Here is a 24,835-nt window from a genome sequence, read left to right on the forward strand (position 1 = left end):
ACCCCCCGCTGTTACTTTTGTCCCTGTCCTGCGGCGCTTGCCTTGCTGAAAGAAAGGATGCCCCTGCGGGGGCAAAAAAAGCCCGCGGGGTCGGCGGGGAGCAAGCTCAACATTTCCTGATGCGCCCAACCCCCGGCTGTTACTTTTGTCCCTGTCCTGCGGCGCTTGCCTTGCTGAAAGAAAGGATGCCCCTGCGGGGGCAAAAAAAAGCCCGCGGGGTCGGCGGGCAACAAGTAAAACGCAACGATTAAAAAACACGTTCCTCCAGAGGGTTATCCCGGTTGAGGCGCTTCGCCAGCCACGGCGGCAGCCGGCCGGCCAGCATCGCGCTCACCGCCTCGCACTGCGCCTGAATCGTCGTGCCCGGCGGCGCTTTCATCGGATGGATCTGATGGCGGATCAACCTCGCGGCGGCAGGCCCGCCAATCTCCTGACAAAACAGCAGATGGCAATCCTCCAGCAGCCTGGCGCGCATCTCGCTGGCGTCCGACGCCGCAGAAGAAGAGGCATAGCGGCGCAGATCCGCCAGCCAGCCGCCCTGGTCATCGAAGGCATAGATAAAAAACAGCCGGTTCTGGCCAAAATGACCATTGATGGCCAGACCATCCTGCGAGCAAAAAGCGACCCGCAGCTGCGGCGTTCGCTGAGGGTGGCGGGCGATGCGCAAATGGCCGGGCAGCACCCCCTGCAGGCAGGCGATGACCCGCGCCCAGCGGGCCGGGGACATCACCGCCGTCGCCGAAGGAAAGCTGGCGGCCAGCTGAGGCTGCGTCAGGGTGGTTAACCGTGCCGGGGTCAACGTTTCGCCGCACTCCTGCGCCAGCCAGTCGACGACTTGCACCGGCTGCAGCTCCGGCAGCGTCTGGAACAGCGCCAGCAGACGCCAGAAAAGGGTATCGTTGTCGGACATTTCCAGCTCCTTATAGCAGCGTGCTGCGGGTGGCGCGCAGGCTTATCGGGAAGACGGGGCGCCCCGGCTGCGGATTGACGTAGTAGCGACGTCCCCCTTCAAGGGCAATCGCGCCGCCCCAGCGCTCCGTCTCGTCATGTTCGACCTGGAGCACCCGGGCCTCCAGATCCTGTTTGGCGATATAGGCATACAGCGCCTCGCCGCGCTCACGGAAAATCACGATGGGCATACTCCCTCCTGGCCCCGCCTGCGGCGGGGCGCCTGATGGTTAACGAACGAGGTCGAAGCTGTAATCGGTTTTGCCCAACTGGCTGGTGTCGTGGTCCAGTTTTTCCAGCACGGCGTTCACCAGCGTCGTGACGATGTTCATTGCGCCTTCATAGCCCCATGTAGTCTGGCGGTGCAGGTGATGGCGGTCGAACAGCGGAAAGCCAAGACGGATCAGCGGTACTTCGAAGGCTTTGCCCTTCGCCAGGGTATCGCGCTGGATAAACTTGCCGTAGGAGTTACCGATCATAAAGTCCGGCTGACGGGTGAACATCAGCGACCGGAAGTGCCACAGGTCGCAGTTGATGAACACTTCGCTTTCCTGACCGTACGGCGAGGCATCAAGCATTTTCTTCATCGCTTTTTGCCAGCGTTTATTGGCGTTATGGCTGAGGATCACCGTCGGCTCGCAGCCCAGCTCCAGCAGGAAGCGCGTCAGCCCCATCACGAAATCCGGATCGCCGTAGAGACCGAATTTTTTGCCATGCAGCCAGGTGTGGGAGTCCAGCATCATGTCGACCAGCCGGCCGCGCTCCAGGGTCAGGGCATCGGCAATCGGTTTGCCGGTCAGCTGACTGACGGTCATTAGCAGCGCATCGGTGGCGGCCAGGCCCAGCGGAACGGCCACCTCGGTGGCGGGCTGGTTCCACATCTCCTGAACCACCTTTTTGCTTTTCACCAGTTGCCACGGCTGCAGCAGCAGGGTGTCAATGGCGTCCGGCGCGGTTTTGATCTCCTGCTGGCTGGTGCCGCCGGCATACATCCGGTAATGGCCGTCGGCGGGGGTGTCGAGTACCTCTGAAGGGTCGGAGAGCAAGCTGCACGGGACATCCATCTGCGCCATCATCCGCTTCAGCACGCGGAAGTTGCCGAGATAGGTCTCAAATCCGGTCACCAGATTGAGCTTTTGCTGTTTGCCCGGCTGCCCGGCGTAGTCAGCGGTAAAGGTCTTCGCGAATCCTTCAAACATATTGTCCCAGCCGGTGACATGGCTGCCGATAAAGCTGGGGGTATGGGCGTAAGGAATGGCGATGCTGTCGTCAACAAATCCCTCTTTTTTGGCGTTGGCGATAAACGCCTGCAGATCGTCACCGATCACCTCGGCCATGCAGGTGGTGGAGACGGCGATAATCTCGGGTTTATACAGCGCGCTGGCATTCTGCAGGCCCAGATTCATGTTGTTGTTGCCGCCGAACACCGCCGCGTCCTCGGTCATGGAGTCGGAGACGCAGGCGACCGGCTCTTTAAAATGGCGGTTAAAGTAGGTGCGAAAATAGGCGACGCAGCCCTGGGAGCCGTGCACGTAGGGCAGGGTGCCGGCGAACCCCAGCGCGCAGAGTACGGCGCCGAGCGGCTGGCAGGCTTTGGCCGGGTCGACGGTCAGCGCCTCGCGCTGGAAGTTTAGCGCTTCATACTCGGCGGTGGTGGTCCAGGCAAAAACCTCCTGCACACGCTGCGCGTCGTGCGCCTCTTCAAGGGTCTTTTTATTCTGGAACAGGGTCTGGTATTCATCCTGTTCAAACAGCGGATAACAGCTGTGAATTTTATCGATCGTTTGGCTCATGGTGTTCTCCTCCCGCGCCACAAATCGGTGGACTGACGGGACAGTGAAGGGGCAATCACGCAGACTTCAGCCACGGGGCAGTCAGTTCGTTCCACGCCGGATTGTTCAGGGTCATATCCATATCGCGGGCAAAGATGGCGAAGCCGTCATAGCCGTGATAGGGGCCGGAATAGTCCCAGGAGTGCATCTGGCGGAACGGCACCCCCATTTTCTGAAAGATATATTTCTCTTTGATCCCGGAGCCGATGAGGTCAGGTTTCAGCGCTTTGACGAAGGCCTCCAGCTCATAGCTGCTGGCATCGTCAAACAGCAGGGTGCCCTCTTTCAGGTCCGGCAGGGTGCGGTCGTAATCATCGTTATGGGCAAACTCGTAGCCGGCGGCGATGATCTCCATCCCGAGATCCTCATAGGCGCCGATGACGTGACGCGGCCGCAGCCCCCCCATGTACAGCAGCACTTTGCGTCCCTCCAGCCGCGGGCGATATTTGGCGATGATGGCCGCCATCTGCCCCTCATATTTGGCGATCACCGCTTCCGCATTGGCGCGAATGGTGTCATCAAATTGATCGGCGATCTTGCGCAGCGATTCGGCGATTTTGGTCGGGCCGAAGAAGTTATATTCCATCCACGGGATCTGATGTTTCTCCTCCATATGGCGGGCGATATAGTTCATCGAACGGTAGCAGTGGACGAGGTTGAGCTTAACGAATGGGGTGTTCTCCATCTCCACCAGGGTGCCGTCGCCGGACCACTGCGCCACTACGCGCAGCCCCATCTCTTCCAGCAGAATGCGCGAGGCCCAGGCGTCGCCGCCAATGTTGTAATCGCCAATGATGGCAACATCGTACGGGGTGCTGGCAAACGGCTGCCCTTCGCGATTGTTCAGCACCCAGTCGCGCACCACGTCGTTGGCGATATGGTGGCCCAACGATTGCGATACGCCGCGAAAGCCTTCGCAGCGCACCGGGATCACCGGTTTATCCAGCGCCTTGCTGCTGGTGTTGGCCACGGCGCTGATGTCATCGCCGATCAGGCCCACCGGGCACTCCGACTGGATGGTGATCCCTTTGGTCAGCGGGAACAGCAGCTCCATCTCTTCGATCAGTTTGGTCAGCTTTTTATCGCCGCCGAAAACAATGTCGCGCTCCTGAAAATCAGAGGTGAAGTTCAGGGTGCCGAAGCTGTCGACACCGCTGACGCCGGTAAAGTAGTTGCGTCGTCCGGCGCGCGAGTACTGGCCGCAGCCGATGGGGCCGTGCGAGATATGGGCCATGTCTTTGATTGGCCCAAACACCACCCCTTTCGAGCCCGCGTAGGCGCAGCCACGTACGGTCATCACCCCGGGCTGCGATTTACGGTTCGAGATAATGCACTTGCCGACGCTCTCCATCTGCGGATCGCTGATCATCATGTGCTTTCTGCGCTCTTTGCGCGCGGTTTCGGGAAACACCTCCAGGACTTCCTGGATGAGCGCAAGGTTACGTTCGCCTGTTGCGTTGGTCATGGTGAGGATCCTGTGCTCAGGCCGCGTTTTCTTCAGCGGCGGTTTTACCAATGATGCTGGTGTCTTCTTCTTCCATGATGCCGAACTCCATCAGCAGCGATTCCAGCTCGTCCATGGTGCACGGCGTCGGCACCACTTTTTTGGTGTTATTGACGATCTTCTGCGCCAGTTGACGATATTCGTTGGCCTGCTGACAGGTCGGGTCGTACTCGATCACCGTCATCCGGCGGATCTCCGCGCGCTGCACAATGTTGTCGCGGGGAACGAAGTGGATCATCTGCGTGCCAAGCTTCTCCGCCAGGGCGATGATCAGTTCGTCTTCCCGGTCGGTTTTGCGCGAGTTACAGATCAGGCCGCCGAGGCGCACCTTGCCGGATTTGGCGTACTTCACGATCCCTTTGGAGATATTGTTGGCGGCATACATCGCCATCATCTCGCCGGAGCAGACGATGTAGATCTCCTGAGCTTTGTTTTCGCGGATCGGCATAGCGAAGCCGCCGCAGACCACGTCGCCGAGGACGTCATAGAAGACGAAATCCAAATCTTCTTCATAGGCGCCTTCTTCCTCGAGGAAGTTGATGGCGGTGATCACCCCGCGTCCGGCGCAGCCGACGCCTGGCTCCGGGCCGCCGGATTCGGCGCAACGGACATCGCCATAGCCGATTTGCAGAACGTCTTCGAGCTCCAGATCCTCGACCGAGCCCACTTCCGCCGCCATCTCCATGATGGTGTTCTGGGCTTTAGCGTGAAGGATCAGACGGGTGGAGTCCGCTTTCGGATCGCAGCCGACGATCATCACTTTCTTACCCATCTCGGCGAGGGCCGCGACGAGATTCTGGGTGGTGGTGGATTTACCGATACCGCCTTTACCGTAGATAGCGCATTGACGCATGGTCATGGTGACTTCTCCTGTTGTTGAGTGTTTGCCAGCAGAGAAGTGCAGGGAACGTACCAGCTGCGAATTTTTGATCAGTTATTTGATAAATAAATGTTTTTTGTAAACCGGCCGCGCCGGGAGGCTGAGCAAACGGCACAATAACGCCACCAAATGTGCGAAACAGAACAATTTCCCCCCACGGGCCCGGCGCGGCGCTTTGTCACCTGTTCAACAGCTTGTCGCGCACAGTGTCTTATTCCCCGCAATCCCGCCGGACGGGCCTGCGCGTTTCTTCCCTTAACCTGTTGAATTGATGAGTGACAGGCGGCAATTTGCGAGCTGGCACAGGCTGTGCTTGGAGAGGTGACAGGGTTTGCCGCGGGCTGCCGCGGTAAAGAGAACGCTCACCTTTGAGGATTGAACGATGTCCGGAAACATGAAAACAATGGATGGCAACACGGCGGCGGCCTGGATCTCCTACGCCTTTACCGACGTGGCGGCCATCTACCCCATCACCCCCTCCACGCCGATGGCGGAAAATGTCGATGAATGGGCTGCCAAGGGAAAAAAGAACCTGTTTGGCCAGCCGGTGCGCCTGATGGAGATGCAATCCGAAGCCGGTGCCGCCGGGGCGGTCCACGGCGCGCTGCAGGCGGGAGCGCTCACCACCACCTACACCGCGTCGCAGGGGCTGCTGCTGATGATCCCCAATTTGTACAAAATTGCCGGTGAACTGCTACCAGGCGTTTTTCACGTCAGCGCGCGGGCGCTGGCGACCAATTCGCTGAATATTTTTGGCGACCATCAGGACGTGATGGCGGTGCGCCAGACCGGCTGCGCCATGCTGGTGGAGAATAACGTTCAGCAGGTGATGGACCTGTCGGCAGTGGCGCACCTGACGGCGATCGCCGGGCGGATCCCGTTTATCAATTTCTTCGACGGCTTTCGCACCTCGCACGAAATACAGAAGATTGAGGTGCTGGCGTATGAGCAACTGGCGACGCTGCTGGACCGCTCGGCGCTGGAGCGCTTTCGTCGGCAGGCGCTGCACCCGGATCATCCGGTGATCCGCGGCACCGCGCAAAATCCGGATATCTACTTCCAGGAGCGGGAGGCCGGTAACCGCTTCTACCTCGCACTGCCCGATCTGGTGGAAAGCTATATGGCGAAGATCACCGCGCTGACCGGGCGGGAATATCACCTGTTTAATTACCACGGCGCGCCGGATGCCGAGCGGGTAATTATCGCCATGGGCTCAGTGTGCGACACCGTCCAGGAGGTGGTGGAGACGCTGAATGCGGCGGGGGAGAAGGTGGGGCTGCTCAGCGTCCATCTCTATCGGCCCTTCTCGCTGGCGCACTTTTTCGCGCAACTGCCCGCCAGCGTGCAGCGTATTGCCGTCCTTGACCGCACCAAGGAGCCGGGGGCGCAGGCGGAACCGCTGTGCCTCGACGTCAAGAACGCCTTCTATCAACGCGACGATGCGCCGCTGATTGTCGGCGGCCGCTACGCGCTCGGCGGTAAGGACGTGCTGCCCAACGATATCGCCGCGGTGTTTGACAACCTCAGACAGCCGCTGCCGAAGGACGGCTTTACCCTGGGTATTGTCGATGATGTCACTTTTACCTCGCTGCCCGCCCGGCAGGAACCGCTGGCGGTCTCCCATGCCGGGATCACCGCCTGTAAATTCTGGGGCATGGGCTCGGATGGCACCGTCGGGGCGAACAAAAGCGCCATCAAGATCATCGGCGATAACACGCCACTCTACGCCCAGGCCTACTTTTCCTACGACTCGAAAAAGTCCGGGGGGATCACCGTTTCGCACCTGCGCTTTGGCGACCGGCCGATCACCTCGCCCTACCTGATCCACCGGGCCGATTTTATCGCCTGCTCTCAGCAATCCTATGTCGACCGCTACGACCTGCTGGAGGGGCTGAAGCCGGGAGGCACTTTTCTGCTCAACTGCAGCTGGTCCGAGGCAGAGCTGGAGCAGCACCTGCCGGTCAGCGTCCGGCGCTATCTGGCGCAGGAAAAGATCGACTTTTATACCCTTAATGCGGTGGACATTGCCCGCGAGCTGGGCCTCGGTGGGCGCTTTAACATGCTGATGCAGGCGGCGTTCTTTAAGCTGACGGCGATTATCGATCCGCAAACGGCGGCGGACTATCTCAAGCAGGCGGTGGAGAAAAGCTATGGCAGCAAAGGGGCGAGCGTCATTGAGATGAACCAGCGGGCTATCGAGCTGGGGATGGCAGCGCTGCACCGGGTGACGGTTCCCGCTCACTGGGCGACCCTCGAGGTGCCGGCACCGCAGGCGAGCGCCCTGATGCCGGACTTCATCCGCGATATCCTGCAGCCCATGAACCGCCAGCGTGGCGACCTGCTGCCGGTGAGCGCCTTCGCCGGGATGGAAGACGGCACCTTTCCCTCCGGCACCGCCGCCTGGGAGAAGCGCGGCATCGCGCTGGAGGTGCCGGTCTGGCAGCCTGACGGCTGTACCCAGTGTAACCAGTGCGCCTTTGTCTGCCCGCATGCGGCGATCCGCCCGGCGTTACTGAGCGCTGAAGAGCAAGACACGGCTCCCGCCGGGCTGCTGAGTAAACCCGCCCAGGGGGCCAAAGACTATCACTATCATCTGGCTATCTCGCCGCTGGACTGCTCCGGTTGCGGCAACTGCGTGGAGAGCTGCCCGTCGCGCGGTAAGGCGCTGCAGATGGTCTCCCTCGACAGCCAGCGGGCGATGGCTCCGGTCTGGGATTACGCCCTGGGGCTGGCGCCAAAAGATAACCCGTTTCGTAAAACGACGGTCAAAGGCAGCCAGTTCGAAACGCCGCTGCTGGAGTTTTCCGGCGCCTGCGCGGGCTGTGGAGAAACGCCCTATGCCCGGCTTATTACCCAGCTGTTTGGCGACCGGATGCTGATCGCCAACGCCACCGGCTGCTCTTCGATCTGGGGCGCCAGCGCGCCTTCGATGCCCTATACCACCAACCATCGCGGCCACGGCCCGGCGTGGGCAAACTCGCTGTTTGAGGATAACGCCGAGTTCGGTCTCGGCATGATGCTTGGCGGCCAGGCTATCCGCCAACAGATCGCCGAGGAGCTGACCACCGCGCTGGCGCTGCCGGTCAGCGACGCGCTTCACGCCGCGATGCAGCAGTGGCTGGCGCAGCAGGATGAGGGGGAGGGGACCCGCGAGCGCGCGGACCGCCTCAGTGCGTTGCTGGCGGTGGAAAAAGAGGGCGTCCCGCTGCTGGAGCAGCTCTGGCAGAACCGCGACTATTTCGTCCGGCGTTCGCAGTGGATCTTCGGCGGCGACGGCTGGGCCTACGATATCGGCTTTGGCGGCCTCGATCATGTGCTGGCCAGTGGGGAAGACGTCAATATTCTGGTGTTTGATACCGAGGTCTACTCCAACACCGGCGGCCAGTCGTCCAAGTCGACCCCGGTGGCGGCGATCGCCAAATTTGCCGCTCAGGGGAAACGCACGCGTAAAAAAGATCTCGGCATGATGGCGATGAGCTACGGCAATGTTTACGTCGCCCAGATCGCCATGGGCGCCGATAAAGATCAGACCCTGCGGGCCATCGCCGAGGCCGAGGCCTGGCCGGGACCGTCGCTGGTGATCGCCTATGCCGCCTGTATCAACCACGGCCTGAAAGCCGGGATGCGCTGCAGTCAGCGCGAGGCGAAGCGGGCGGTGGAGGCGGGATACTGGCACCTGTGGCGCTATCATCCGCAGCGGGAAGCCGAGGGCAAAACGCCGTTTATACTGGACTCCGAAGAGCCGGAAGAGAGTTTCCGCGACTTTTTACTCGGCGAGGTGCGCTACGCCGCGCTGCACAAAACCACGCCGGATCTGGCGGACGCGCTGTTCCGGAAAACGGAGGACGATGCCCGGGCGCGTTTCAGACAGTATCAGCGGCTGGCGGGGGAGGAGTAGGCTGTCGGTTAGCGATTCACGGCTGCTGCATCACGTTCAGCAGCGTATCCAGCAGGCCGGGAAAACGGGCGTCCAGATCTTCCCGGCGCAGCGAAATCATGTTCTCCCGTCCCTGAGGCCGTTGCCAGATCACACCGCTGTCGCGCAGGACGCGCCAGTGGTGGGTCATGGTGGACTTGGCCACCTCTTCCTGGCGCAGAGCGTTGCAGCTCAGCTCGCTGCCGTCGGCCAGCGTGCGGATGATCTCCAGTCGCAGTGGGTTACCGAGCGCGGAAAGGACATTTTCCAGGCGAATTTGTTCTCGTTCGGGGTGATTGGCGATCATAATAATCCTGTGTCGGCGGTGGCGCGGCGCATGGTAGCCGCAGCCCATATCGGCGGCTGGCGGCTACTATACCCAAACTCCAGTTCTGATACCACGCGCGCCGCCGCAACCTGACCAATCGTAATAATAGCAAAAATAGTTCGAATATACTCGTACAGTTGTACTATGATAGGCGGCAGTTAAATGAACTGCGGATCATTCCGACCGCAGACTGACAGTCAAAATGACTAAGGACGCATCATGCCCCGACCCATCCCCCTCGAACGTTATCGCAACATCGGTATCTCCGCGCATATCGATGCCGGTAAAACCACCACCACCGAGCGCATCCTGTTTTATACCGGGATGAGCCATAAGCTGGGTGAAGTACACGATGGCGCGGCAACCACCGACTGGATGGCGCAGGAGCAGGAGCGCGGGATCACCATTACCTCGGCGGCGGTAAGCTGCTTCTGGCCGGGTATGGACCGCAGCTTCGAGCCGCACCGGATCAATATCATCGACACCCCGGGGCACGTGGATTTCACCATTGAGGTGGAACGTTCCATGCGCGTGCTCGACGGCGCGGTGATGGTGTATGACTCCGTCGGCGGGGTGCAGCCCCAGTCGGAGACCGTCTGGCGCCAGGCGAATAAATACCACGTTCCGCGGCTGGCCTTCGTCAACAAGATGGACCGCCCCGGCGCGGACTTCTTCCGCGTGGTGCAGATGATGATCGACCGCCTGAAGGCTAACCCGGTGCCGATTGTGATCCCCATTGGCGCCGAAGAGCATTTCACCGGCGTCGTCGATCTGGTGAAAATGCGCGCCATCCTGTGGGATGACGCCACCCAGGGCATGACCTTCAGCTATGGGCCTGTCCCTGACGATCTGCTGGCGACGGCCCGCGAGTGGCGGGAGAAAATGGTCTCGGCGGCGGCGGAAGCCAGCGACGCGCTGATGGATAAATACCTGGAAACCGGCGAGCTGGACGAGGCGGAGATCGTTGCCGGTCTGCGCCAGCGCACGGTGAAGGGGGAAATCCAGGCGGTGCTCTGCGGTAGCGCCTTTAAAAACAAAGGCGTGCAGCGCATGCTCGATGCGGTGGTGGAGCTGATGCCGTCGCCGCTGGATATTCCGGCGATACAGGGCGTTGATGAGAAAGGCCAGCCGGCGGAACGCCATCCGAGCGACGATGAGCCGCTGTCGGCGCTGGCGTTCAAACTGATGACCGACCCCTACGTCGGCCAGCTGACCTTTATCCGCGTCTACTCCGGGACGCTGAAGAAAGGCGATGCGGTGTGGAACCCGGTGAAGGGCAAGAAAGAGCGCATCGGGCGTATCGTGCTGATGCAGGCCAACGATCGCCACGAAGTTGACGAACTGCACGCCGGGGATATCGCGGCCTGCGTTGGGCTGAAGGATGTGACCACCGGTGATACGCTGTGCGATCCGGATGCGATCATTACCCTCGAACGGATGGAATTTCCGGAGCCGGTGATTTCGCTGGCCATCGAGCCGAAGACCAAAGCGGATCAGGAGAAAATGGGCATCGCGCTGCAGCGGCTGGCGGCGGAAGATCCGTCGTTCCGTCTGCATACCGATGAAGAGTCCGGCCAGACGATTATCTCCGGTATGGGCGAGCTGCATCTGGAGATCATTGTCGACCGGATGAAGCGCGAGTTTGGCGTTGAGGCCAACATTGGTCGTCCGCAGGTCACCTACCGCGAAACCCTGCGCAAGAAAGTGACGGACGTGGAAGGCAAATTTGTGCGCCAGTCCGGCGGCAAAGGGCAGTACGGGCACGTCGTGCTGACCCTGGAGCCGCTGGAGCCGGGCAGCGGTTTCGTCTTCGAGGACGCCACCAAAGGCGGCGTGGTGCCGCGCGAGTACATCCCTTCCGTGGAGAAAGGGCTGCGCGAAGCGATGGGCACCGGCGTGCTGGCGGGTTATCCGGTGGTTGACGTGAAAGCGACCCTGACCTTTGGGTCGTACCACGACGTGGACTCCTCGGAGATGGCGTTCCGCATGGCGGCGATATTTGGCTTCCGGGAAGGCGCGCGCAAAGCGGATCCGGTGATCCTTGAGCCGGTGATGCACGTCGAGGTGGAGACGCCGGAAGAGTACGCCGGGAATATTATGGGCGATCTTTCTTCCCGTCGCGGGATGGTGCAGGGGATGGAAGAGCGCTTCGGCAGCCAGATCATCCGCGCCGACGTGCCGCTGGCGGAGATGTTTGGTTATTCCACCACGCTGCGTTCGATGTCTCAGGGACGGGCAACCTACAGCATGGAGTTCCACCATTACGCGGAAGCGCCGCGCAATGTGGCGGATGAAATCATCGCCAGCCGCGCGAAAAGTTAAGCAACGTTCCCGGGTGCGACGCGAGGCGTCTTACCCGGGCTACTCTGGTACCAGCGCCCAGGCCCAGTAAGGCGAAGCCGCCACCGGGCAAAAAGGTAAGCACGAACTGGGGACGCAATGCCCGGCGGCGCTGCGCTTGCGCGGGCCTACGGTCAGGCGTCCTCCCCGGTCATCGTTTGTCGCCCGGGTAAGGCGTTAGCCGCAACCCGGGAATGTCAGCCAATCAGACAATATCCTGTGCGTACTGCCACAGCGCCTTCAGCTGCGCCAGCTTCTCTTTATCATCCGCATACTGCTGATACAGCATCTGCAGCTCATCGGCATAGGCTTGCAAAAACTCAGGCGTAAACACCTGACGACGGTGCTCTAACCAGCGCTGCTGCTCATGTTCATCGAGCGTGCCGGGGAAGTTGCGCGCCCGGTAGTTAAACAGCAGGCGTTCGATACGTTTGTCGGCGAAGGTAATATCCAGCGCCGGCAGATTGCGCGGTTCGGTTTCCAGCACGATTTTCATCGCCGCGCGGTCGGCATCGCTAAAGAACCCATTGTAAAGCTGGGCGTCGACGTTTTCGGACGGCACGAACGGCTCGGCTTCGGTATAGACCGCCACCACTTTCTCGCGCACCTGCGGATTCGCCCGCAGCAGCTGGGCATTCTCCAGACAGCGTTGAATAGAGATCCCCAGCCGGTCGGCATCCTGCGGGCGCAGGGTATTGGCCTGAGCCAGCACCGGGCATTTATTGAGATGCACCAGCTTGATCGGCGCCGCCGGCAGATCGCCAAGCTCGGCGCGCGGGGTGTAAAGCCGCTCGCGCAGGGCATCGGCATCGAGCTCCAGCAGCGGCGCCATATCGCCCGCCAGATCGACCATAATCACCGCATTGCGGTTTTCCGGATGCCAGGCCAGGGGCGCCACCAGGCTGGTGTTGCCGCGCGCGGCGCCAAACATGCCGGAGACATGCACCAGCGGTTTCATCTGCGGCACGTCGATGAGCGTCGCCAGCTTGCGCTTATTGCGGTGGCTGTAGAGATAATCAAACAGCCGCGGCTGCTGGGTTTTCACCAGCTTCGCCATGGCGATGGTGGCGTACACATCGGCCATCGCATCATGAGCGTTCTGGTGTTCAATACCGTTGGCGACGGTCAGATGTTCAAGCCGGAAGCTGGGCAAACCCTCGTCATTCTCCGGCCAGGTGATCCCTTCCGGGCGCAGGGCATAGCAAGCGCGCATCACGTCGAGCAGATCCCAGCGCGAGTTATCGTGCTGCCAGCTCCAGGCATAAGGGTCATAGAAGTTGCGATAAAAGATATTCCGCGTCACTTCGTCATCAAAGCGCACGTTGTTATAGCCGACGATACAGGTTTGCGGCACTGTGAACAGATCGTGGATGCGGCGGGCAAACGCGGCCTCGTTATCCCCTTTGGCCAGCGCTTCCTGCGGGGTGATCCCGGTGATCATCACCGCCTGCGGCTGCGGCAGGTAATCGTCAGCAGGCTTGCAGTAAAACACCTCGGGCTCGCCCAGCACGTTCAGCTCCGCGTCGGTGCGGATGGAGGCGAACTGCGCCGGCCGGTCGAGGGAAGGGCTGGTGCCGAAGGTTTCATAATCGTGGAATAAAAATCCGGGCTGGTTGACGCTATCTTGCATAGTCTGTTCATTATCCGTGGTGGCGTGCGACGGGTATGGTAAACGATTTGCCCGGGCATCAGAAGGGTAACGGCAAGCAACATCCTCTGCTGTGTCATATTTTCTTGCAATTAAACCCTGATATGAAACGCGAAGTTCCGTAAAAAGGACGGCGGATCTGTAAATCTAGAGGATATGCCGTTGAAAGGCCGTTTGTTTATTGCTGTATCTTTGCTCGCTTCGAGCGTTTCATGCGCATTTGCCGTCGACTTCCCTGCTACGGTCGCGCCACCGCCTATTCAGGCTGGCTCCTGGGTGCTGATGGATTACACCACCGGTCAGGTCCTGACCGCGGGTAACGAACATCAGCAGCGCAATCCTGCCAGTCTGACCAAACTGATGACCGGCTACGTGGTCGATCGCGCCATCGACAGCCATCGTATCACCTTTGACGACATCGTCACCGTAGGTAAAGACGCCTGGGCGAAGGGCAACCCGGTGTTCGACGGGTCATCCCTGATGTTCTTAAAGCCTGGGGATCGCGTCAGCGTCCGCGACCTCAGCCGTGGGCTGATTGTCGACTCCGGTAACGACGCCTGCGTCGCGCTGGCCGACTATGTCGCCGGCGGCCAGCCGCAGTTTGTCGCCCTGATGAATCAGTATGTCGAAAAACTGCACCTGCGGGACACCCATTTCGAAACCGTCCACGGCCTCGACGCCCCGGGCCAGCACAGTTCGGCCTATGACCTCGCGGTGCTGTCGCGGGCGATTATTCATGGCGAACCTGACGTCTACCATATGTACAGCCAGAAAAGCCTGACGTGGAACGGGATCACCCAGCAAAACCGGAACGGTCTGCTGTGGGATAAAACCATGAACGTCGATGGCCTGAAAACGGGCCACACTTCGGGCGCCGGGTTCAACCTGATCGCCTCGGCGGTGGATGGCCAGCGCCGGCTGATCGCCGTGGTGATGGGGGCGGACAGTCCGAAGGGCCGCGAGCAGCAGGCCGCGAAACTGCTGCACTGGGGGCAGCAGAACTTTGACACCGTGCAGGTGCTGCAGAAAGGCCAGAAGGTCGGCACCGAACGCATCTGGTACGGCGATAAAGAGCAGATTAAGCTCGGCACCGATCAGGATTTCTGGTTAGCGCTGCCGAAGGCGGAAGTGTCGCGGATTAAAGCGAAATATGTGCTGGATAAGAAGGATCTTGAGGCGCCAATCGCCGCCAACCAGCGGGTTGGTGAGATTTCGCTGTATGACGGCGACAAGGTGGTGGGGCACTATCCGCTGGTCACCCTGGAAAGCATCAATAAAGGCGGGGTGTTCTCGCGAATGAGCGATTACCTGCACCACGAGCTGTAACCACGCCAACCGCCTCTTTGCAGGCGGTTTTTTTTCGCCTGTCGCTCATGCTGGCGAGGTGTCTGTTTTTTCAGCAGTGGTGATGGCGACTCTGTGAATTCGCGCACATACTGAGGGGGGATCTCCTGCTAAATTAACTGTATATTCATACAGTCATTTATCCACGAAGGAGGCAAGATGAACTACAGCGTCACCACCCTCGGCAAGAAAACCATTGCCGGTTTCCATCTGGTCGGGCCCTGGGATCAAACGGTCAAGCAGGGGTTTGAGCAACTGATGATGTGGGTTGAGAACCATCAGGTGCCCGCCCGCGAATGGGTTGCCGTGTACTACGATAACCCGGAGGAAGTGCCGGCGGAAAAACTGCGCTGCGCGACGGCGGTCACCGTGGATGAGGATTATGTCATTCCCGCCAACAGCGAAGGGGTGATACTGGCGGCGATTGCCGACGGGGATTACGCCTGCGCCCGCGCGCGGGTGGTGGATTACGATTTCGCCACCCCGTGGATGCAGTTTTTCGACAGCCTGCTGCAGAGCACGACGTATCGCGTGGCCCCCAGGCCCTGTTTTGAGATCTATCTCAACGACGGCAACCACGACGGCTACTGGGATATCGACATGTATGTCCCCGTTGAGCGCGTCGCGTCGTAGCGGTTTACCCCTGTTCCGGACAAGGATTTTTACATTCCCGGCACGCTCCGGGCGAAAAAGCAGTTACAATTGGCCTTTTCGTTTTGCCGGAGAGGGTTGTGCGCGCTGATAAATCACTCAAGCCATTTGAGATCCGCTTGTATCGCCATTATCGGGTGGTGCATGGCGTGCGGATTGCGCTGGCCTTTGTGCTCACTTTTTTGCTGGTGCGGCTGCTGAACGTGCCTGAGGGGACCTGGCCTCTCATCACCCTGGTGGTGGTGATGGGGCCGATCTCCTTCTGGGGCAACGTCGTGCCGCGGGCGTTTCAGCGCATCGGCGGCACGATCCTCGGCTCGGCGCTGGGGCTGGTGGCGCTGAAGCTTGAGCTCATCTCCCTGCCGCTGATGGTCCTCTGGTGCGCGGCGGCGATGTTCCTCTGCGGCTGGCTGGCGCTGGGCAAGAAACCCTATCAGGCCCTGCTGATCGGCATTACCCTGTCGGTGGTGGTAGGGGCGCCGCCCGGCGATATGCATACCGCGCTGTGGCGAAGCGGCGACGTGATCTTCGGCTCGCTGCTGGCGATGCTGTTTACCGGTATCTGGCCGCAGCGGGCGTTCATCCACTGGCGCATCCAGATGGCCAGCTATGTCACCAACTTTAACCGCCTCTACCAGGCCGGCTTCTCGCCAAATCTGGTGGATCGGCCGCGGCTGGAAAAGCATCTCCAGCAGGCGCTGAACGACGTCGTCAAAATGCGCGGGCTGATCACCCCCGCCAGCAAAGAGACGCACATCCAGAAGGCGATCTTCGAGGCTATCCAGACCGTCAGCCGCAACCTCGTCTGCATGCTGGAGCTGCAGATCAACGCCTGGTGGGCCACCCGTCCGGGTCATTTTGTGATGCTCAATGCGCACACCCTGCGGGAGACGCAGCAGATGACCCAGCAGACGCTGTTGGCCATCGCCCACGCCTTGTATGAAGGGAACCCTCAGCCTGTGCGCGCCAACAATGAAAAGCTGAATGAGATCGTCCTCGAACTGCGCCAGCTGATGAAAGAGCAGGGTGACGACAGCCTGGCGGAAACCCCAATTCATGGCTATGTTTGGCTCTCGATTGAACTGGCGCGTCAGCTGGAGCTGCTGTCGCATCTGATCTGCCGCGCGTTGCGCAAATAAGCACCAGATGCACCGGGTAACTGCATGGGTTGTTTCGATTCAGCAGCGTTTAGGGTTATGATAAACGCAAAGGAAAAAACATTGTCATCAGCGACTGCTAGCAGTTATGTTAGCCCTATAACGCAGTCGCTTTACGAATCCGAATCTCAATTATTAGGGGTGTAAAAATGGAAACAACTAAGCCTTCTTTCCAGGACGTACTGGAGTTTGTTCGTCTGTACCGTCGTAAGAACAAACTGCAGCGTGAAATTCAGGACGTTGAGAAAAAGATCCGTGATAACCAGAAGCGCGTTCTGCTGCTGGACAACCTCAGCGACTACATCAAACCGGGCATGAGCGTGGAAGCTATCCAGGGCATCATCGCCAGCATGAAGAGCGATTACGAAGATCGCGTTGATGATTACATCATCAAAAATGCCGAGCTGTCCAAAGAGCGCCGCGACATCTCCAAAAAACTGAAAGTGATGGGCGAAGCCAAAGTCGAAGGCTAATCCCTGCCGGTCCGGCGGCGATCGACGTCGCCGGGCTGTTCTGCTCTACCTCCCCATTCGTCTCTTTTTCTGCAAAACTTTGTCCCGGCAACTGACTCTCCTCACCGACTCTTTGCTATACTGCCCCGCGAAAACGTATTGATATCGGAAGGGTTTCTCTCATCCTGGCCGGGCATCTGACGCAGCGGCGTCAGAGCGATATCTCAACACCTCTCACCTCTCCGACGATCGATTCGCCAGAAGACAAACTCAGGTGCTGACCGGGCGCGACCGAACTCTTCCGCTGCTTTCGCCGACAGGAGTCAACCTCACGTGATTAAGTCATTCTTTGCTGCACTCTCGTTTATCAGCCGCCTGCCGGTTCCGGCGCGGTTATCTCAGGGCCTGGAGATCGAACAGTACCAGCGCAGTATCGTTACCTTTCCGCTGGTCGGTTTACTGCTCGGCGCCATCGCCGGCGCGGTGGTGCTCCTCCTGCAGCCGTGGTGCGGCGTCCCGCTGGCGGCGCTGTTCGGCGTGCTGGCGCTGGCGCTGCTCACCGGCGGATTTCACCTTGACGGGCTGGCTGATACCTGCGACGGCATCTTCTCGGCCCGTACCCGCGATCGGATGCTGGAGATCATGCGCGACAGCCGGCTGGGCACCCACGGCGGACTGGCGCTGATCTTCGTGCTGGTGGCGAAAGTGCTGGTGGTCGGCGAGCTGTTGCTGCGCGATATCCACCCCATTGCCGCGCTGGCGGCGGCCTGCGCCGTCGGTCGCGGAATGGCGGTGCTGCTGATGTATCGTCATCGCTACGCGCGGGAAAAGGGGCTGGGCAATCTGTTTATTGGCAAAGTTAGCCTGCAGCAGACGCTGGTGACGATGGCGATGGGCGTAGCGCTGGCCACCGTCCTGCTGGGGCTACAGGGTCTGCGCGCCGCGCTGATCACCCTGGTGCTGATCTGGGGTCTGGGATGGGCGCTGAAGCGAACCCTCGGTGGGCAGACCGGGGATACTCTCGGGGCAGCGATTGAGCTGGGTGAATTACTCTTTTTACTGGCGCTGCTGTAAGGCCTGGCGCCAACGGTGAGGAACAGAATGGAAACACTTTCTGCGTTACTGGCTGCCATTCCGCAGCCCGATGTGGCGGGCATGGCGCGCGCTCAGCAGCATATTGATGGCCTGCTAAAGCCGCCCGGTAGCCTTGGCCGTCTGGAGACGCTGGCCGTGCAGCTGGCTGGTTTGCCGGGGCTGCAGGGGCAGCTGGCGCTGGCGGAGAAGGCGATAGTGGTCATGTGCGCCGACCATGGCGTCTGGCATGAAGGCGTGACGCCTTCGCCGCAGGTGGTGACGGCCATTCATGCCGGCAATATGGTGCGGGGAAACACCGGCGTCTGCGTGCTGGCGGCGCAGGCCGGGGCCAGGGTGCAGGTGGTGGATGTCGGCATCGATGCCGACCCGCTGCCGGGCCTGATTAACCTCAAGGTGGCCCGCGGTAGCGGGAATATCGCCCGGACGGCGGCGATGAGTCGCCAGCAGGCGGAGCAGGTGCTGCTGGCCAGCATGCATCTCACCCGCCAGCTCGCCGCCGACGGGGTGAAAGTTTTTGGCGTCGGCGAACTGGGAATGGCCAATACCACCCCGGCCGCAGCGGTGATCAGTGTCCTGACGGGCAGCGATCCTGACGCAGTGGTGGGCTGTGGGGCCAATCTGCCGCTGGCGCAGCGGGGCCATAAGGTGGCGGTGGTGCGCCAGGCGATAGCCCTTAACCAGCCGAACCTGGAGGAGGGGCTGGATGTCCTGGCGAAGGTGGGCGGTTACGATCTGGTGGGCATGACCGGGGTGATCCTCGGGGCGGCCTCCTGTGGCCTGCCGGTGGTGCTGGATGGCTTCCTCTCCTATGCCTCTGCCCTGGCGGCGTGTCGCATGGCCCCGACGGCGCATCCTTATCTTATCCCTTCGCACTTGTCGGCGGAGAAAGGGGCGCAGATCGCCCTGGACGCGCTGGGTCTGCGGCCGTATCTCGATATGGACATGCGCCTGGGAGAGGGCAGCGGCGCCGCGCTGGCGATGCACCTGCTGGATGCCGCCAGCGTGATGTACAACCAGATGGGAACGCTGGCGCAGAGCAACATTGTGCTGCCCGATACCGCGCCGTCGTCCTGATGGTAGAGCGCATCGTCTCCACGATGGGGGGACGATGCGCTGCGTTTACAGCGCCTGCTGCCAGACCGCCTGGGGCAGGAGGTAAACCTGCGCCGGGGCGCGCATGCCGTCGGTGACAATATGGCGGATGCCGCTGGCCATCACCGCCAGGGTGACGTCAAAAGCGTTCAGGCTGTCGCCGAAGCCCGCTGTCAGGTTGAGCATCGAACCATTGGCCAGCAGATAGAGGGTTTTGTCGGCCATGCGGTAGGCGTTGATATACGGCATCACCTCTTCCTGAGGGTACTGGCGCAGGTACTCGCCGTCGATCTCTTCCGCCACGTGGCCGACGTTAAGGATAAATACGCCCGCTTTCGCGCGGTCCAGCGCCTGGCGATTAACCACGTTTTTCCCGCCTGTCGCCGTGGCCACCACGTCCGCTGAGGCGATAGCCTCCTGCAAATCCACCACGTGCCAGCCGTCGTAGGCCGCCTGCAGACGACGGGCAGGATCGATCTCCGCCACCATCACCTGGCCGCCAAAGGCTTTTGCCGCCGCCGCGACGCCCTGGCCGACCAGGCCGTAGCCGATCACCAGCACTTTTTTCTCATGCAGGGTGAGATGAGTGGTCTGGAAGAAGGTGTGCCAGGCGGTGAGACCGACCATATGGCGGTTGTGCAGCCCCTCTTTGACCGGCAGATCGTCCCAGTTAAAGATCGGATAGCCTGGCTGAATATCGCCCAGCCGATTGACGCCCGAGCCAGTGGCTTCCAGACCCGCCACGATGTTACCGAACTCGCCGCGCTGGTGGAGCAGGGTGGTGATATCGGCGCCCATCTCGCACAGGTGAGTGGGCTGCCAGGCAATCGCTTTTTCCCATGACTGCTGCCAGTCGGCATCGCTCATATTGCGCCACGCGCAGGCCTCGGCGCCGCGCTCCACCAGCCAGGCCACCACGTCGTCCTGCACGGTGGTGGGGTTACAGGTGGTTAAAAAGACCTGAGCGCCCTTGTCGAGGATCCCCTGCACCAGCGGGATCATTTTCATGTCGAGGTGCATACAGCAGGCCAGGCGCACGCCGCTGAGGTCGGGCAGGGCGGCGACCTGACGCAGGGTACGCGGCATATTCTGGCTGGCCCATGCCACTTCTTTCGCTAAAGAGATTTTATTATTCACTGGGTTATGACCTTCAGTTCGCAAAAGGGGTATCCCCCTGACAGAAAAGGGATTCTATCAGTCCACGCGAGAATTCACAGCCCTGTGCCCTCTGGACGAGATTGCCCACGCTATCCCCCTGTGAAATACAGGGTTGTTAATGTAAGGTTAAAAAAAGAAAATATAAGTAATTCCTATGACCTAAGCGATAAAGCGATGTTGAGTGTCATTTCTGCGGGGCTGTTTTCACGGCTGCGGATTTTCCTTGGGCGCCTGAAGCCGCACGCGCTACCGGTGGCCCGCCGGCATATCGTGCTGGGATCCATTGGCGCCGGCACCGGGCTGGCGGTAACCAGCATGTTCAGCCACTGGCTGCTCGGCGAAGTCAATTTGTGGTTTATTGCCCCCATGGGCGCGTCGGCGGTGCTGTTATTTGGCGTGCCGAGCAGCCCGCTGGCGCAGCCGTGGTCGATTGTCGGCGGTAATGTGCTGTCGGCGCTGATCGGCGTCACGGTGGGCATGCTGGTTCCCCATCCGGCGCTGGCCTGCGGGCTGGCGGCCGCGCTGGCGATCGCCGGGATGTATTTTCTGCGCTGTCTGCATCCCCCCGGCGGCGCGGTGGCTCTGACGGCGATCCTCGGCGGCGCCGGGGTGCACAGCGAAGGCTATCACTTTGTGCTGACGCCGGTGCTGCTCAACTCGCTGATGCTGGCGCTGCTGGCCATCGTGTTTAATAACCTGGTTGGCCGCCGCTATCCGCATCCGCTGGCGGCGGAGGAGGTCAAGCCCCGGGCGGTGCCGCTGGGCATCTCGGTCACCCGGGAGGATATTCACGCCGCGCTGCTGGAAGGCCAGTTCCTCGATATTGATGAAGATGATGTCCAGGAACTGCTGGAGAATATTGAGCAGCAGGCGCGCCAGCGCATCGCGACGGCAGCCTGCCGCTAAAGGGCGCTCTTCGGGCGGCGGGTTACAGATCGCCGGTAAGATACTGCGCGACCCCGCGGCCAAAGCTCCAGTCACCTTTCTGATTACTGATAATCGACACCATCACATCATCGCCGCTCAGACCGCAGTGCTCCGCCAGCTCCTCCTGCAATAGAGCGAAGAAGCGCTGCTTCTGCGCCTCGCTGCGCGGGCTGGTATAGACCCGCACCACCACCAGATCCCGCGTGCGGGTCAGTCCGAGGCCGGTATCGTCAATCACCATATGGTGGGCTTTGTTTTCGTGAACAATCTGGTAGCGGTCGCGTTCCGGTACCTCGAAGGCGCGCAGCACGGCGCGATGGGCGGCATCCAGCAGGGTTCTGATCTCCTGTTCCGTACGGCCTTCAATCAGGTCAAATGTCAGTAATGGCATGCAGGTGTTCCTTATCGTTAGGGAATAATGACGAACTGAACAGGATGCTAGCCGATGCCGTCGCGGGCAAAAACCGCTATAGTTGAATACATTGTTTTTACTGGTGAACAATCACATGAGCGAGAGTCGTCCGGAGAGTTACTGGGCTCATCTGTACTGGCTGACGGTGCTGGAAGAGCAAAAAAGCTATACCCGGGCCGCGGAAAAGCTGGGGATCAGCAAGTCGGCCATCAGCCAGAAAATCAGCGAGCTGGAGCGGGTGACCGGGAAAACCCTGGTCCATCGCACCACCCGCAGCGTCAACCTCAGCGACGACGGACTGCGGCTGGTGGCGGAGCTCAACGAGCCGTTTGGTCAGCTGCGGGAAATTTTCACCGGCGCCTGCGATGAGGGCGGGCCGCTGCGGGGAACGCTGCGCCTGACCGCGCCGGTGGCCTTTTCCCGCCAGCAGCTGGTCCCGGCGATTGCGCCGTTTTTGCATCAGCATCCCCAGCTGCATCTGCAGCTTGAGGTCACCGACCGGCTGGTCTCTCTGGCCAGCGAAGGGTTCGACCTCGCCATCCGCCACTGTCGGCGCGAGGCGCTGCCGGACACCCACGTCGCCTGGCCGCTGTGTCACACCGCGACGCTGATCGTCGCGTCCGCTGACTATATTCGCCGCCATGGCCGCCCGGAGACCCCCGACGATCTGCGCCACCACCAGTGCCTGACCTATCCCCGTGGGCCACAGCGTCCGCAGTGGACGTTCGCCTCCCGCCAGACGCCCGATGAACGGGTGACCATCAACGTGCAGGGGCCCTTCGCCACGAATAACAGCGAGTCGCTACGCGATGCCGTGCTGGCGGGGCTTGGGGTGGCGCTGCTGCCGGATTTCAGCGCCCGGGAGGCCATTGGCCGCGGGCTGGTGCAGGAGCTGCTGCCGGCGTGGCAGCCGGTGGAGGTGTTCGCCGATCGGCTGTATGTCATCCGGCCATATACTCCGCGCGTGTCGCGCGCGGTGGAAACCTTCAGCCGCTACCTGAAAGCGACCTTCAGCGAGCCGCGTCCAGCTCTCGCGCCAGCGCCTCGCTAAAACGGGGAAGCAGATGGCGCTCGCCGGGAAGACGCAGCGCAAGGGTGACGGTTTTGTCGGCGCAATAGACCCGCTCGCTGCCGAGCTGCGCTTCGAAGGCGTTCGCCGCCTGATGTGCCGCGGTAAGATCAGCGTCAATAAGGATCACCGCATGGGCCAGCACCACATGGCCGCGGCCTGCCGCCAGCGGCCGCCAGTACTGGGCGGTGCCAACAATCTTGCGCGCCGCCTCGCCCTCCCCGCAGGCGAGGTTATACCTGCCATCGCAAAAGGAACCGTTTACCGCCCGGGCGTGGCTGGCAACGCCGAAGCGCGCCAGGGTACGCTGCAGCACCGCGCACAGCGAGAGGTAGATGGGTTCGGCGGCCTCGCCGAGCGACTGCTGCACCGGCCAGGCGAGACTAAGGTTGATAATGCCCGGCCCCTGGGGCACCAGACCGCCCCCGGAGCGGCGAAGCCATACCGGCCAGCCGCGCGCGGCAAAATGCGCGCTGACCGCCGGCAGGTCCGCAAACTGACGATAGCTCCCGGGCACCACAAATCCCTGCGGCGCCTGCCAGAGTTGGGCGACGGCCTCCCCGGCGCTGGCTTTGGCAAACAGCGGCTGTTCCGCTTGGGTGGGGTCCTCGCAAAACTGCAGCGCCAGCGAGGAGGGGGTAAAACGGCGAGGCCAGCAGTCGGCCAGGGACAACAGAGACATGCATTCTCCTTACCGGAGGGCGCGGGTCACGCCCCCCGCAGGTGGGTCAGTGGACGGTCTGTTTTTTCATCAGCAGGGCGGTGAGCGCCGACAGCAGGCATCCCGCGGTCAGATAGAGGGCCACGCTGTGCCATGAACCGCCGGAGAAGGTGACCAGCGCCGCGGCGATAAACGGCGTAAAGCCGCCGCCGACCACGCTCGCCACCTGGTAGCCGACGCCGGCGCCGCTATAGCGATAGCTGGCGCCGAACAGCTCGGTAAACATCGGCTGCTGGACGCAGACCACCATATCATGGGCGATATTGGCCAGCATCAGGGCGAAGAACAGGATCCAGAAGACGGACTGACTCTCCATCGCCATAAAGAAAGGAAACCCGCTCAGGGTACCGATCAGCGCCCCGGTGATATAGATCCGCCGACGGCCATAGCGGTCAGCCAGCCAGGCGAAGCAGGGGATAGTCAGGCAGCTAAGCCCGCCCACCAGCAGGCCGATGTTGAGAAACAGTTCGCGCGGCAGACCGAGGTTTTGCGTGGAGTAACTGAGGGCGAAGGCGGTGACGATATACATCGTCAGCAGCTCGCACAGCCGCAGCGCAATAATCAATAAAAACGCCCCCGGATGGCGGAGCAGCGCTTCCACCACCGGCAATCGCTTCTTCTTTGGCTGAAGGTTGGCCTGGCTCTGCTGTGCTTCAAATTCCTGCGATTCCGCCATGCCGTTACGGATCCATAGCGCAATAAGGACCAGCACCACGCTGAACAGGAACGGTAAGCGCCAGCCCCAGCTGAGGAACTGCTCGTCGGTGGTCAGGCTGCTGATCAGCGAGACCAGCCCGGTCGAGAGCAGCAGGCCGACGCCGTAGCCCACCTGCACCCCACTGCTGTAAAAGGCTTTTTTTCCCTTCGGGGCGTTCTCCACCGAAAGCAGTGCCGCGCCGCCCCATTCCCCGCCGACGGCAAACCCCTGAACCGCCCGCAGGAACACCAGCAGCGCCGGCGCCCACCAGCCGATCTGGCTGAACGAGGGGAGCAGGCCGATGCAGGCGGTGGCGATACCCATCATCCAGACGGTCATCATCAGCATCCGTTTGCGCCCGAGGCGGTCGCCAAAGTGGCCAAAGATAATCCCGCCGAGCGGGCGAAAAAGAAACCCGACGCCGAAAGTGGCAAAGGCGGCAAGTGTTCCCATCGCCGGGCCGATCTGCGGGAAAAATTCGCGGTTGAACACCAGCGCGGCGGTAATGCCGTAGAGAAGAAAATCGTACCAGTCGACCACCGCGCCGGCAAAACTGCCCCATGCCGCCCGCCGGGCGCGAAGCAATGAATCTGGCGCCTCGACGGTCTGCACGCTTATTGTTGAATCCATACCCTGTCCTGTCAGTCACGTAATTTGTCGTTAT

Annotated in this window: 22 protein-coding genes; 11 read left to right on the forward strand and 11 right to left on the reverse strand. The window is 61.1% G+C overall.

All coding sequences use genetic code 11. From position 1 onward, the window contains the following. On the forward strand, positions 1 to 251 hold a 251-nt coding region (locus CWM53_RS31720), incomplete at its 5' end, for a hypothetical protein (protein WP_206062628.1). Here the strand turns inward: CWM53_RS31720 and CWM53_RS17925 are convergent. The 5 genes from CWM53_RS17925 to nifH are packed head-to-tail and all read right to left on the reverse strand — an operon-like array spanning position 248 to position 5,143. Continuing rightward, positions 248 to 910, reverse strand: coding sequence for a NifB/NifX family molybdenum-iron cluster-binding protein (locus CWM53_RS17925; RefSeq protein WP_100630818.1), 663 nt, complete (start codon positions 908 to 910; stop codon positions 248 to 250). The two genes, CWM53_RS31720 and CWM53_RS17925, sit on opposite strands and share 4 nt — an antisense overlap. Before the next feature lie 10 nt (positions 911 to 920). Continuing rightward, positions 921 to 1,139 (reverse strand): putative nitrogen fixation protein NifT, encoded by a 219-nt coding sequence (gene nifT / locus CWM53_RS17930; RefSeq protein WP_100630817.1) that lies wholly within the window; start codon positions 1,137 to 1,139, stop codon positions 921 to 923. A 39-nt stretch (positions 1,140 to 1,178) separates the two neighbouring features. Then, positions 1,179 to 2,741, reverse strand: a complete 1,563-nt coding sequence (gene nifK / locus CWM53_RS17935) for a nitrogenase molybdenum-iron protein subunit beta (protein ID WP_008804133.1) — start codon at positions 2,739 to 2,741, stop codon at positions 1,179 to 1,181. Positions 2,742 to 2,796: 55 nt separating this feature from the next. After that, positions 2,797 to 4,245 carry a nitrogenase molybdenum-iron protein alpha chain gene (gene nifD, locus CWM53_RS17940; RefSeq protein WP_061153957.1) on the reverse strand — a complete coding sequence of 483 codons (1,449 nt, stop codon included), beginning with the start codon at positions 4,243 to 4,245 and terminating at the stop codon, positions 2,797 to 2,799. A gap of 16 nt (positions 4,246 to 4,261) precedes the next feature. Beyond that, the gene (gene nifH / locus CWM53_RS17945; RefSeq protein ID WP_004203553.1) at positions 4,262 to 5,143 is read right to left on the reverse strand and encodes a nitrogenase iron protein; all 882 of its coding nucleotides are present in this window, start codon (positions 5,141 to 5,143) and stop codon (positions 4,262 to 4,264) included. 403 nt (positions 5,144 to 5,546) lie between these two features. Between nifH and nifJ the strand changes: the two genes are divergently transcribed. Further along, positions 5,547 to 9,062, forward strand: coding sequence for a pyruvate:ferredoxin (flavodoxin) oxidoreductase (gene nifJ, locus CWM53_RS17950; protein WP_100730336.1), 3,516 nt, complete (start codon positions 5,547 to 5,549; stop codon positions 9,060 to 9,062). Positions 9,063 to 9,078: 16 nt separating this feature from the next. Here nifJ and CWM53_RS17955 read toward each other — a convergent pair whose 3' ends face one another. After that, the gene (locus tag CWM53_RS17955; protein WP_008804136.1) at positions 9,079 to 9,387 is read right to left on the reverse strand and encodes an ArsR/SmtB family transcription factor; all 309 of its coding nucleotides are present in this window, start codon (positions 9,385 to 9,387) and stop codon (positions 9,079 to 9,081) included. 240 nt (positions 9,388 to 9,627) lie between these two features. Between CWM53_RS17955 and fusA the strand changes: the two genes are divergently transcribed. Then, complete coding sequence (gene fusA / locus CWM53_RS17960) at positions 9,628 to 11,730, forward strand: elongation factor G (protein ID WP_004203548.1); 2,103 nt, start codon at positions 9,628 to 9,630, stop codon at positions 11,728 to 11,730. A gap of 223 nt (positions 11,731 to 11,953) precedes the next feature. Here the strand turns inward: fusA and sbcB are convergent, their stop codons facing one another. After that, positions 11,954 to 13,378, reverse strand: a complete 1,425-nt coding sequence (gene sbcB, locus CWM53_RS17965) for an exodeoxyribonuclease I (protein ID WP_100730335.1) — start codon at positions 13,376 to 13,378, stop codon at positions 11,954 to 11,956. Positions 13,379 to 13,558: 180 nt separating this feature from the next. Here sbcB and dacD point away from each other — a divergent pair, with 180 nt between their 5' ends. From dacD to cobT, 6 genes are all read left to right on the forward strand, one after another. Further along, positions 13,559 to 14,722, forward strand: a complete 1,164-nt coding sequence (gene dacD / locus CWM53_RS17970) for a serine-type D-Ala-D-Ala carboxypeptidase DacD (protein ID WP_165785095.1) — start codon at positions 13,559 to 13,561, stop codon at positions 14,720 to 14,722. A gap of 177 nt (positions 14,723 to 14,899) precedes the next feature. Beyond that, complete coding sequence (gene sbmC, locus CWM53_RS17975) at positions 14,900 to 15,373, forward strand: DNA gyrase inhibitor SbmC (protein ID WP_074385348.1); 474 nt, start codon at positions 14,900 to 14,902, stop codon at positions 15,371 to 15,373. A gap of 98 nt (positions 15,374 to 15,471) precedes the next feature. Continuing rightward, the gene (locus CWM53_RS17980) at positions 15,472 to 16,530 is read left to right on the forward strand and encodes an FUSC family protein (RefSeq protein WP_004203544.1); all 1,059 of its coding nucleotides are present in this window, start codon (positions 15,472 to 15,474) and stop codon (positions 16,528 to 16,530) included. A gap of 167 nt (positions 16,531 to 16,697) precedes the next feature. Then, positions 16,698 to 17,021, forward strand: a complete 324-nt coding sequence (locus tag CWM53_RS17985; protein WP_002911883.1) for a DUF496 family protein — start codon at positions 16,698 to 16,700, stop codon at positions 17,019 to 17,021. A gap of 312 nt (positions 17,022 to 17,333) precedes the next feature. Continuing rightward, positions 17,334 to 18,074 (forward strand): adenosylcobinamide-GDP ribazoletransferase, encoded by a 741-nt coding sequence (cobS, locus tag CWM53_RS17990; protein WP_100681265.1) that lies wholly within the window; start codon positions 17,334 to 17,336, stop codon positions 18,072 to 18,074. Positions 18,075 to 18,101: 27 nt separating this feature from the next. Beyond that, a complete protein-coding gene (gene cobT, locus CWM53_RS17995) occupies positions 18,102 to 19,169 on the forward strand; it encodes a nicotinate-nucleotide--dimethylbenzimidazole phosphoribosyltransferase (RefSeq protein ID WP_100730333.1) in 1,068 nt (355 codons plus the stop codon). 45 nt (positions 19,170 to 19,214) lie between these two features. On the opposite strand, the gene CWM53_RS18000 is transcribed toward cobT, so the two are convergent. Next, positions 19,215 to 20,324 (reverse strand): adenosylhomocysteinase, encoded by a 1,110-nt coding sequence (locus CWM53_RS18000; RefSeq protein ID WP_074385350.1) that lies wholly within the window; start codon positions 20,322 to 20,324, stop codon positions 19,215 to 19,217. A 195-nt stretch (positions 20,325 to 20,519) separates the two neighbouring features. Here CWM53_RS18000 and CWM53_RS18005 point away from each other — a divergent pair, with 195 nt between their 5' ends. Further along, positions 20,520 to 21,251, forward strand: a complete 732-nt coding sequence (locus CWM53_RS18005; RefSeq protein WP_100730332.1) for an HPP family protein — start codon at positions 20,520 to 20,522, stop codon at positions 21,249 to 21,251. A 22-nt stretch (positions 21,252 to 21,273) separates the two neighbouring features. Here the strand turns inward: CWM53_RS18005 and CWM53_RS18010 are convergent, their stop codons facing one another. Beyond that, a complete protein-coding gene (locus CWM53_RS18010) occupies positions 21,274 to 21,663 on the reverse strand; it encodes a tautomerase family protein (RefSeq protein ID WP_008804146.1) in 390 nt (129 codons plus the stop codon). A 115-nt stretch (positions 21,664 to 21,778) separates the two neighbouring features. Here CWM53_RS18010 and CWM53_RS18015 point away from each other — a divergent pair, with 115 nt between their 5' ends. Beyond that, positions 21,779 to 22,735: a LysR family transcriptional regulator gene (locus tag CWM53_RS18015; RefSeq protein ID WP_100730331.1), complete on the forward strand. Its 957-nt coding sequence runs from the start codon at positions 21,779 to 21,781 to the stop codon at positions 22,733 to 22,735. Here the strand turns inward: CWM53_RS18015 and CWM53_RS18020 are convergent. Both CWM53_RS18020 and shiA read right to left on the reverse strand, forming a co-directional pair. Continuing rightward, positions 22,695 to 23,435, reverse strand: coding sequence for a lipoyl protein ligase domain-containing protein (locus CWM53_RS18020; protein ID WP_100730330.1), 741 nt, complete (start codon positions 23,433 to 23,435; stop codon positions 22,695 to 22,697). The two genes, CWM53_RS18015 and CWM53_RS18020, sit on opposite strands and share 41 nt — an antisense overlap. A gap of 46 nt (positions 23,436 to 23,481) precedes the next feature. Continuing rightward, positions 23,482 to 24,801 (reverse strand): shikimate transporter, encoded by a 1,320-nt coding sequence (shiA, locus tag CWM53_RS18025; RefSeq protein WP_100730329.1) that lies wholly within the window; start codon positions 24,799 to 24,801, stop codon positions 23,482 to 23,484. Positions 24,802 to 24,835: the final 34 nt, after the last annotated feature.

The organism is Klebsiella sp. A-Nf5, assembly GCF_002810545.1.
GTDB classification, from domain to species: domain Bacteria; phylum Pseudomonadota; class Gammaproteobacteria; order Enterobacterales; family Enterobacteriaceae; genus Klebsiella; species Klebsiella variicola.

Bases quoted from the DNA above. Each gene is read 5' to 3' on its own strand.
- CWM53_RS17925 (WP_100630818.1), bottom strand. From the start codon at position 910: ATGTCCGACAACGATACCCTTTTCTGGCGTCTGCTGGCGCTGTTCCAG.
- nifT (WP_100630817.1), bottom strand. From the start codon at position 1,139: ATGCCCATCGTGATTTTCCGTGAGCGCGGCGAGGCGCTGTATGCCTAT.
- nifK (WP_008804133.1), bottom strand. From the start codon at position 2,741: ATGAGCCAAACGATCGATAAAATTCACAGCTGTTATCCGCTGTTTGAA.
- nifD (WP_061153957.1), bottom strand. From the start codon at position 4,245: ATGACCAACGCAACAGGCGAACGTAACCTTGCGCTCATCCAGGAAGTC.
- nifH (WP_004203553.1), bottom strand. From the start codon at position 5,143: ATGACCATGCGTCAATGCGCTATCTACGGTAAAGGCGGTATCGGTAAA.
- nifJ (WP_100730336.1), top strand. From the start codon at position 5,547: ATGTCCGGAAACATGAAAACAATGGATGGCAACACGGCGGCGGCCTGG.
- CWM53_RS17955 (WP_008804136.1), bottom strand. From the start codon at position 9,387: ATGATCGCCAATCACCCCGAACGAGAACAAATTCGCCTGGAAAATGTC.
- fusA (WP_004203548.1), top strand. From the start codon at position 9,628: ATGCCCCGACCCATCCCCCTCGAACGTTATCGCAACATCGGTATCTCC.
- sbcB (WP_100730335.1), bottom strand. From the start codon at position 13,378: ATGCAAGATAGCGTCAACCAGCCCGGATTTTTATTCCACGATTATGAA.
- sbmC (WP_074385348.1), top strand. From the start codon at position 14,900: ATGAACTACAGCGTCACCACCCTCGGCAAGAAAACCATTGCCGGTTTC.
- CWM53_RS17985 (WP_002911883.1), top strand. From the start codon at position 16,698: ATGGAAACAACTAAGCCTTCTTTCCAGGACGTACTGGAGTTTGTTCGT.
- cobT (WP_100730333.1), top strand. From the start codon at position 18,102: ATGGAAACACTTTCTGCGTTACTGGCTGCCATTCCGCAGCCCGATGTG.
- CWM53_RS18005 (WP_100730332.1), top strand. From the start codon at position 20,520: ATGTTGAGTGTCATTTCTGCGGGGCTGTTTTCACGGCTGCGGATTTTC.
- CWM53_RS18010 (WP_008804146.1), bottom strand. From the start codon at position 21,663: ATGCCATTACTGACATTTGACCTGATTGAAGGCCGTACGGAACAGGAG.
- CWM53_RS18015 (WP_100730331.1), top strand. From the start codon at position 21,779: ATGAGCGAGAGTCGTCCGGAGAGTTACTGGGCTCATCTGTACTGGCTG.
- CWM53_RS18020 (WP_100730330.1), bottom strand. From the start codon at position 23,435: ATGTCTCTGTTGTCCCTGGCCGACTGCTGGCCTCGCCGTTTTACCCCC.
- shiA (WP_100730329.1), bottom strand. From the start codon at position 24,801: ATGGATTCAACAATAAGCGTGCAGACCGTCGAGGCGCCAGATTCATTG.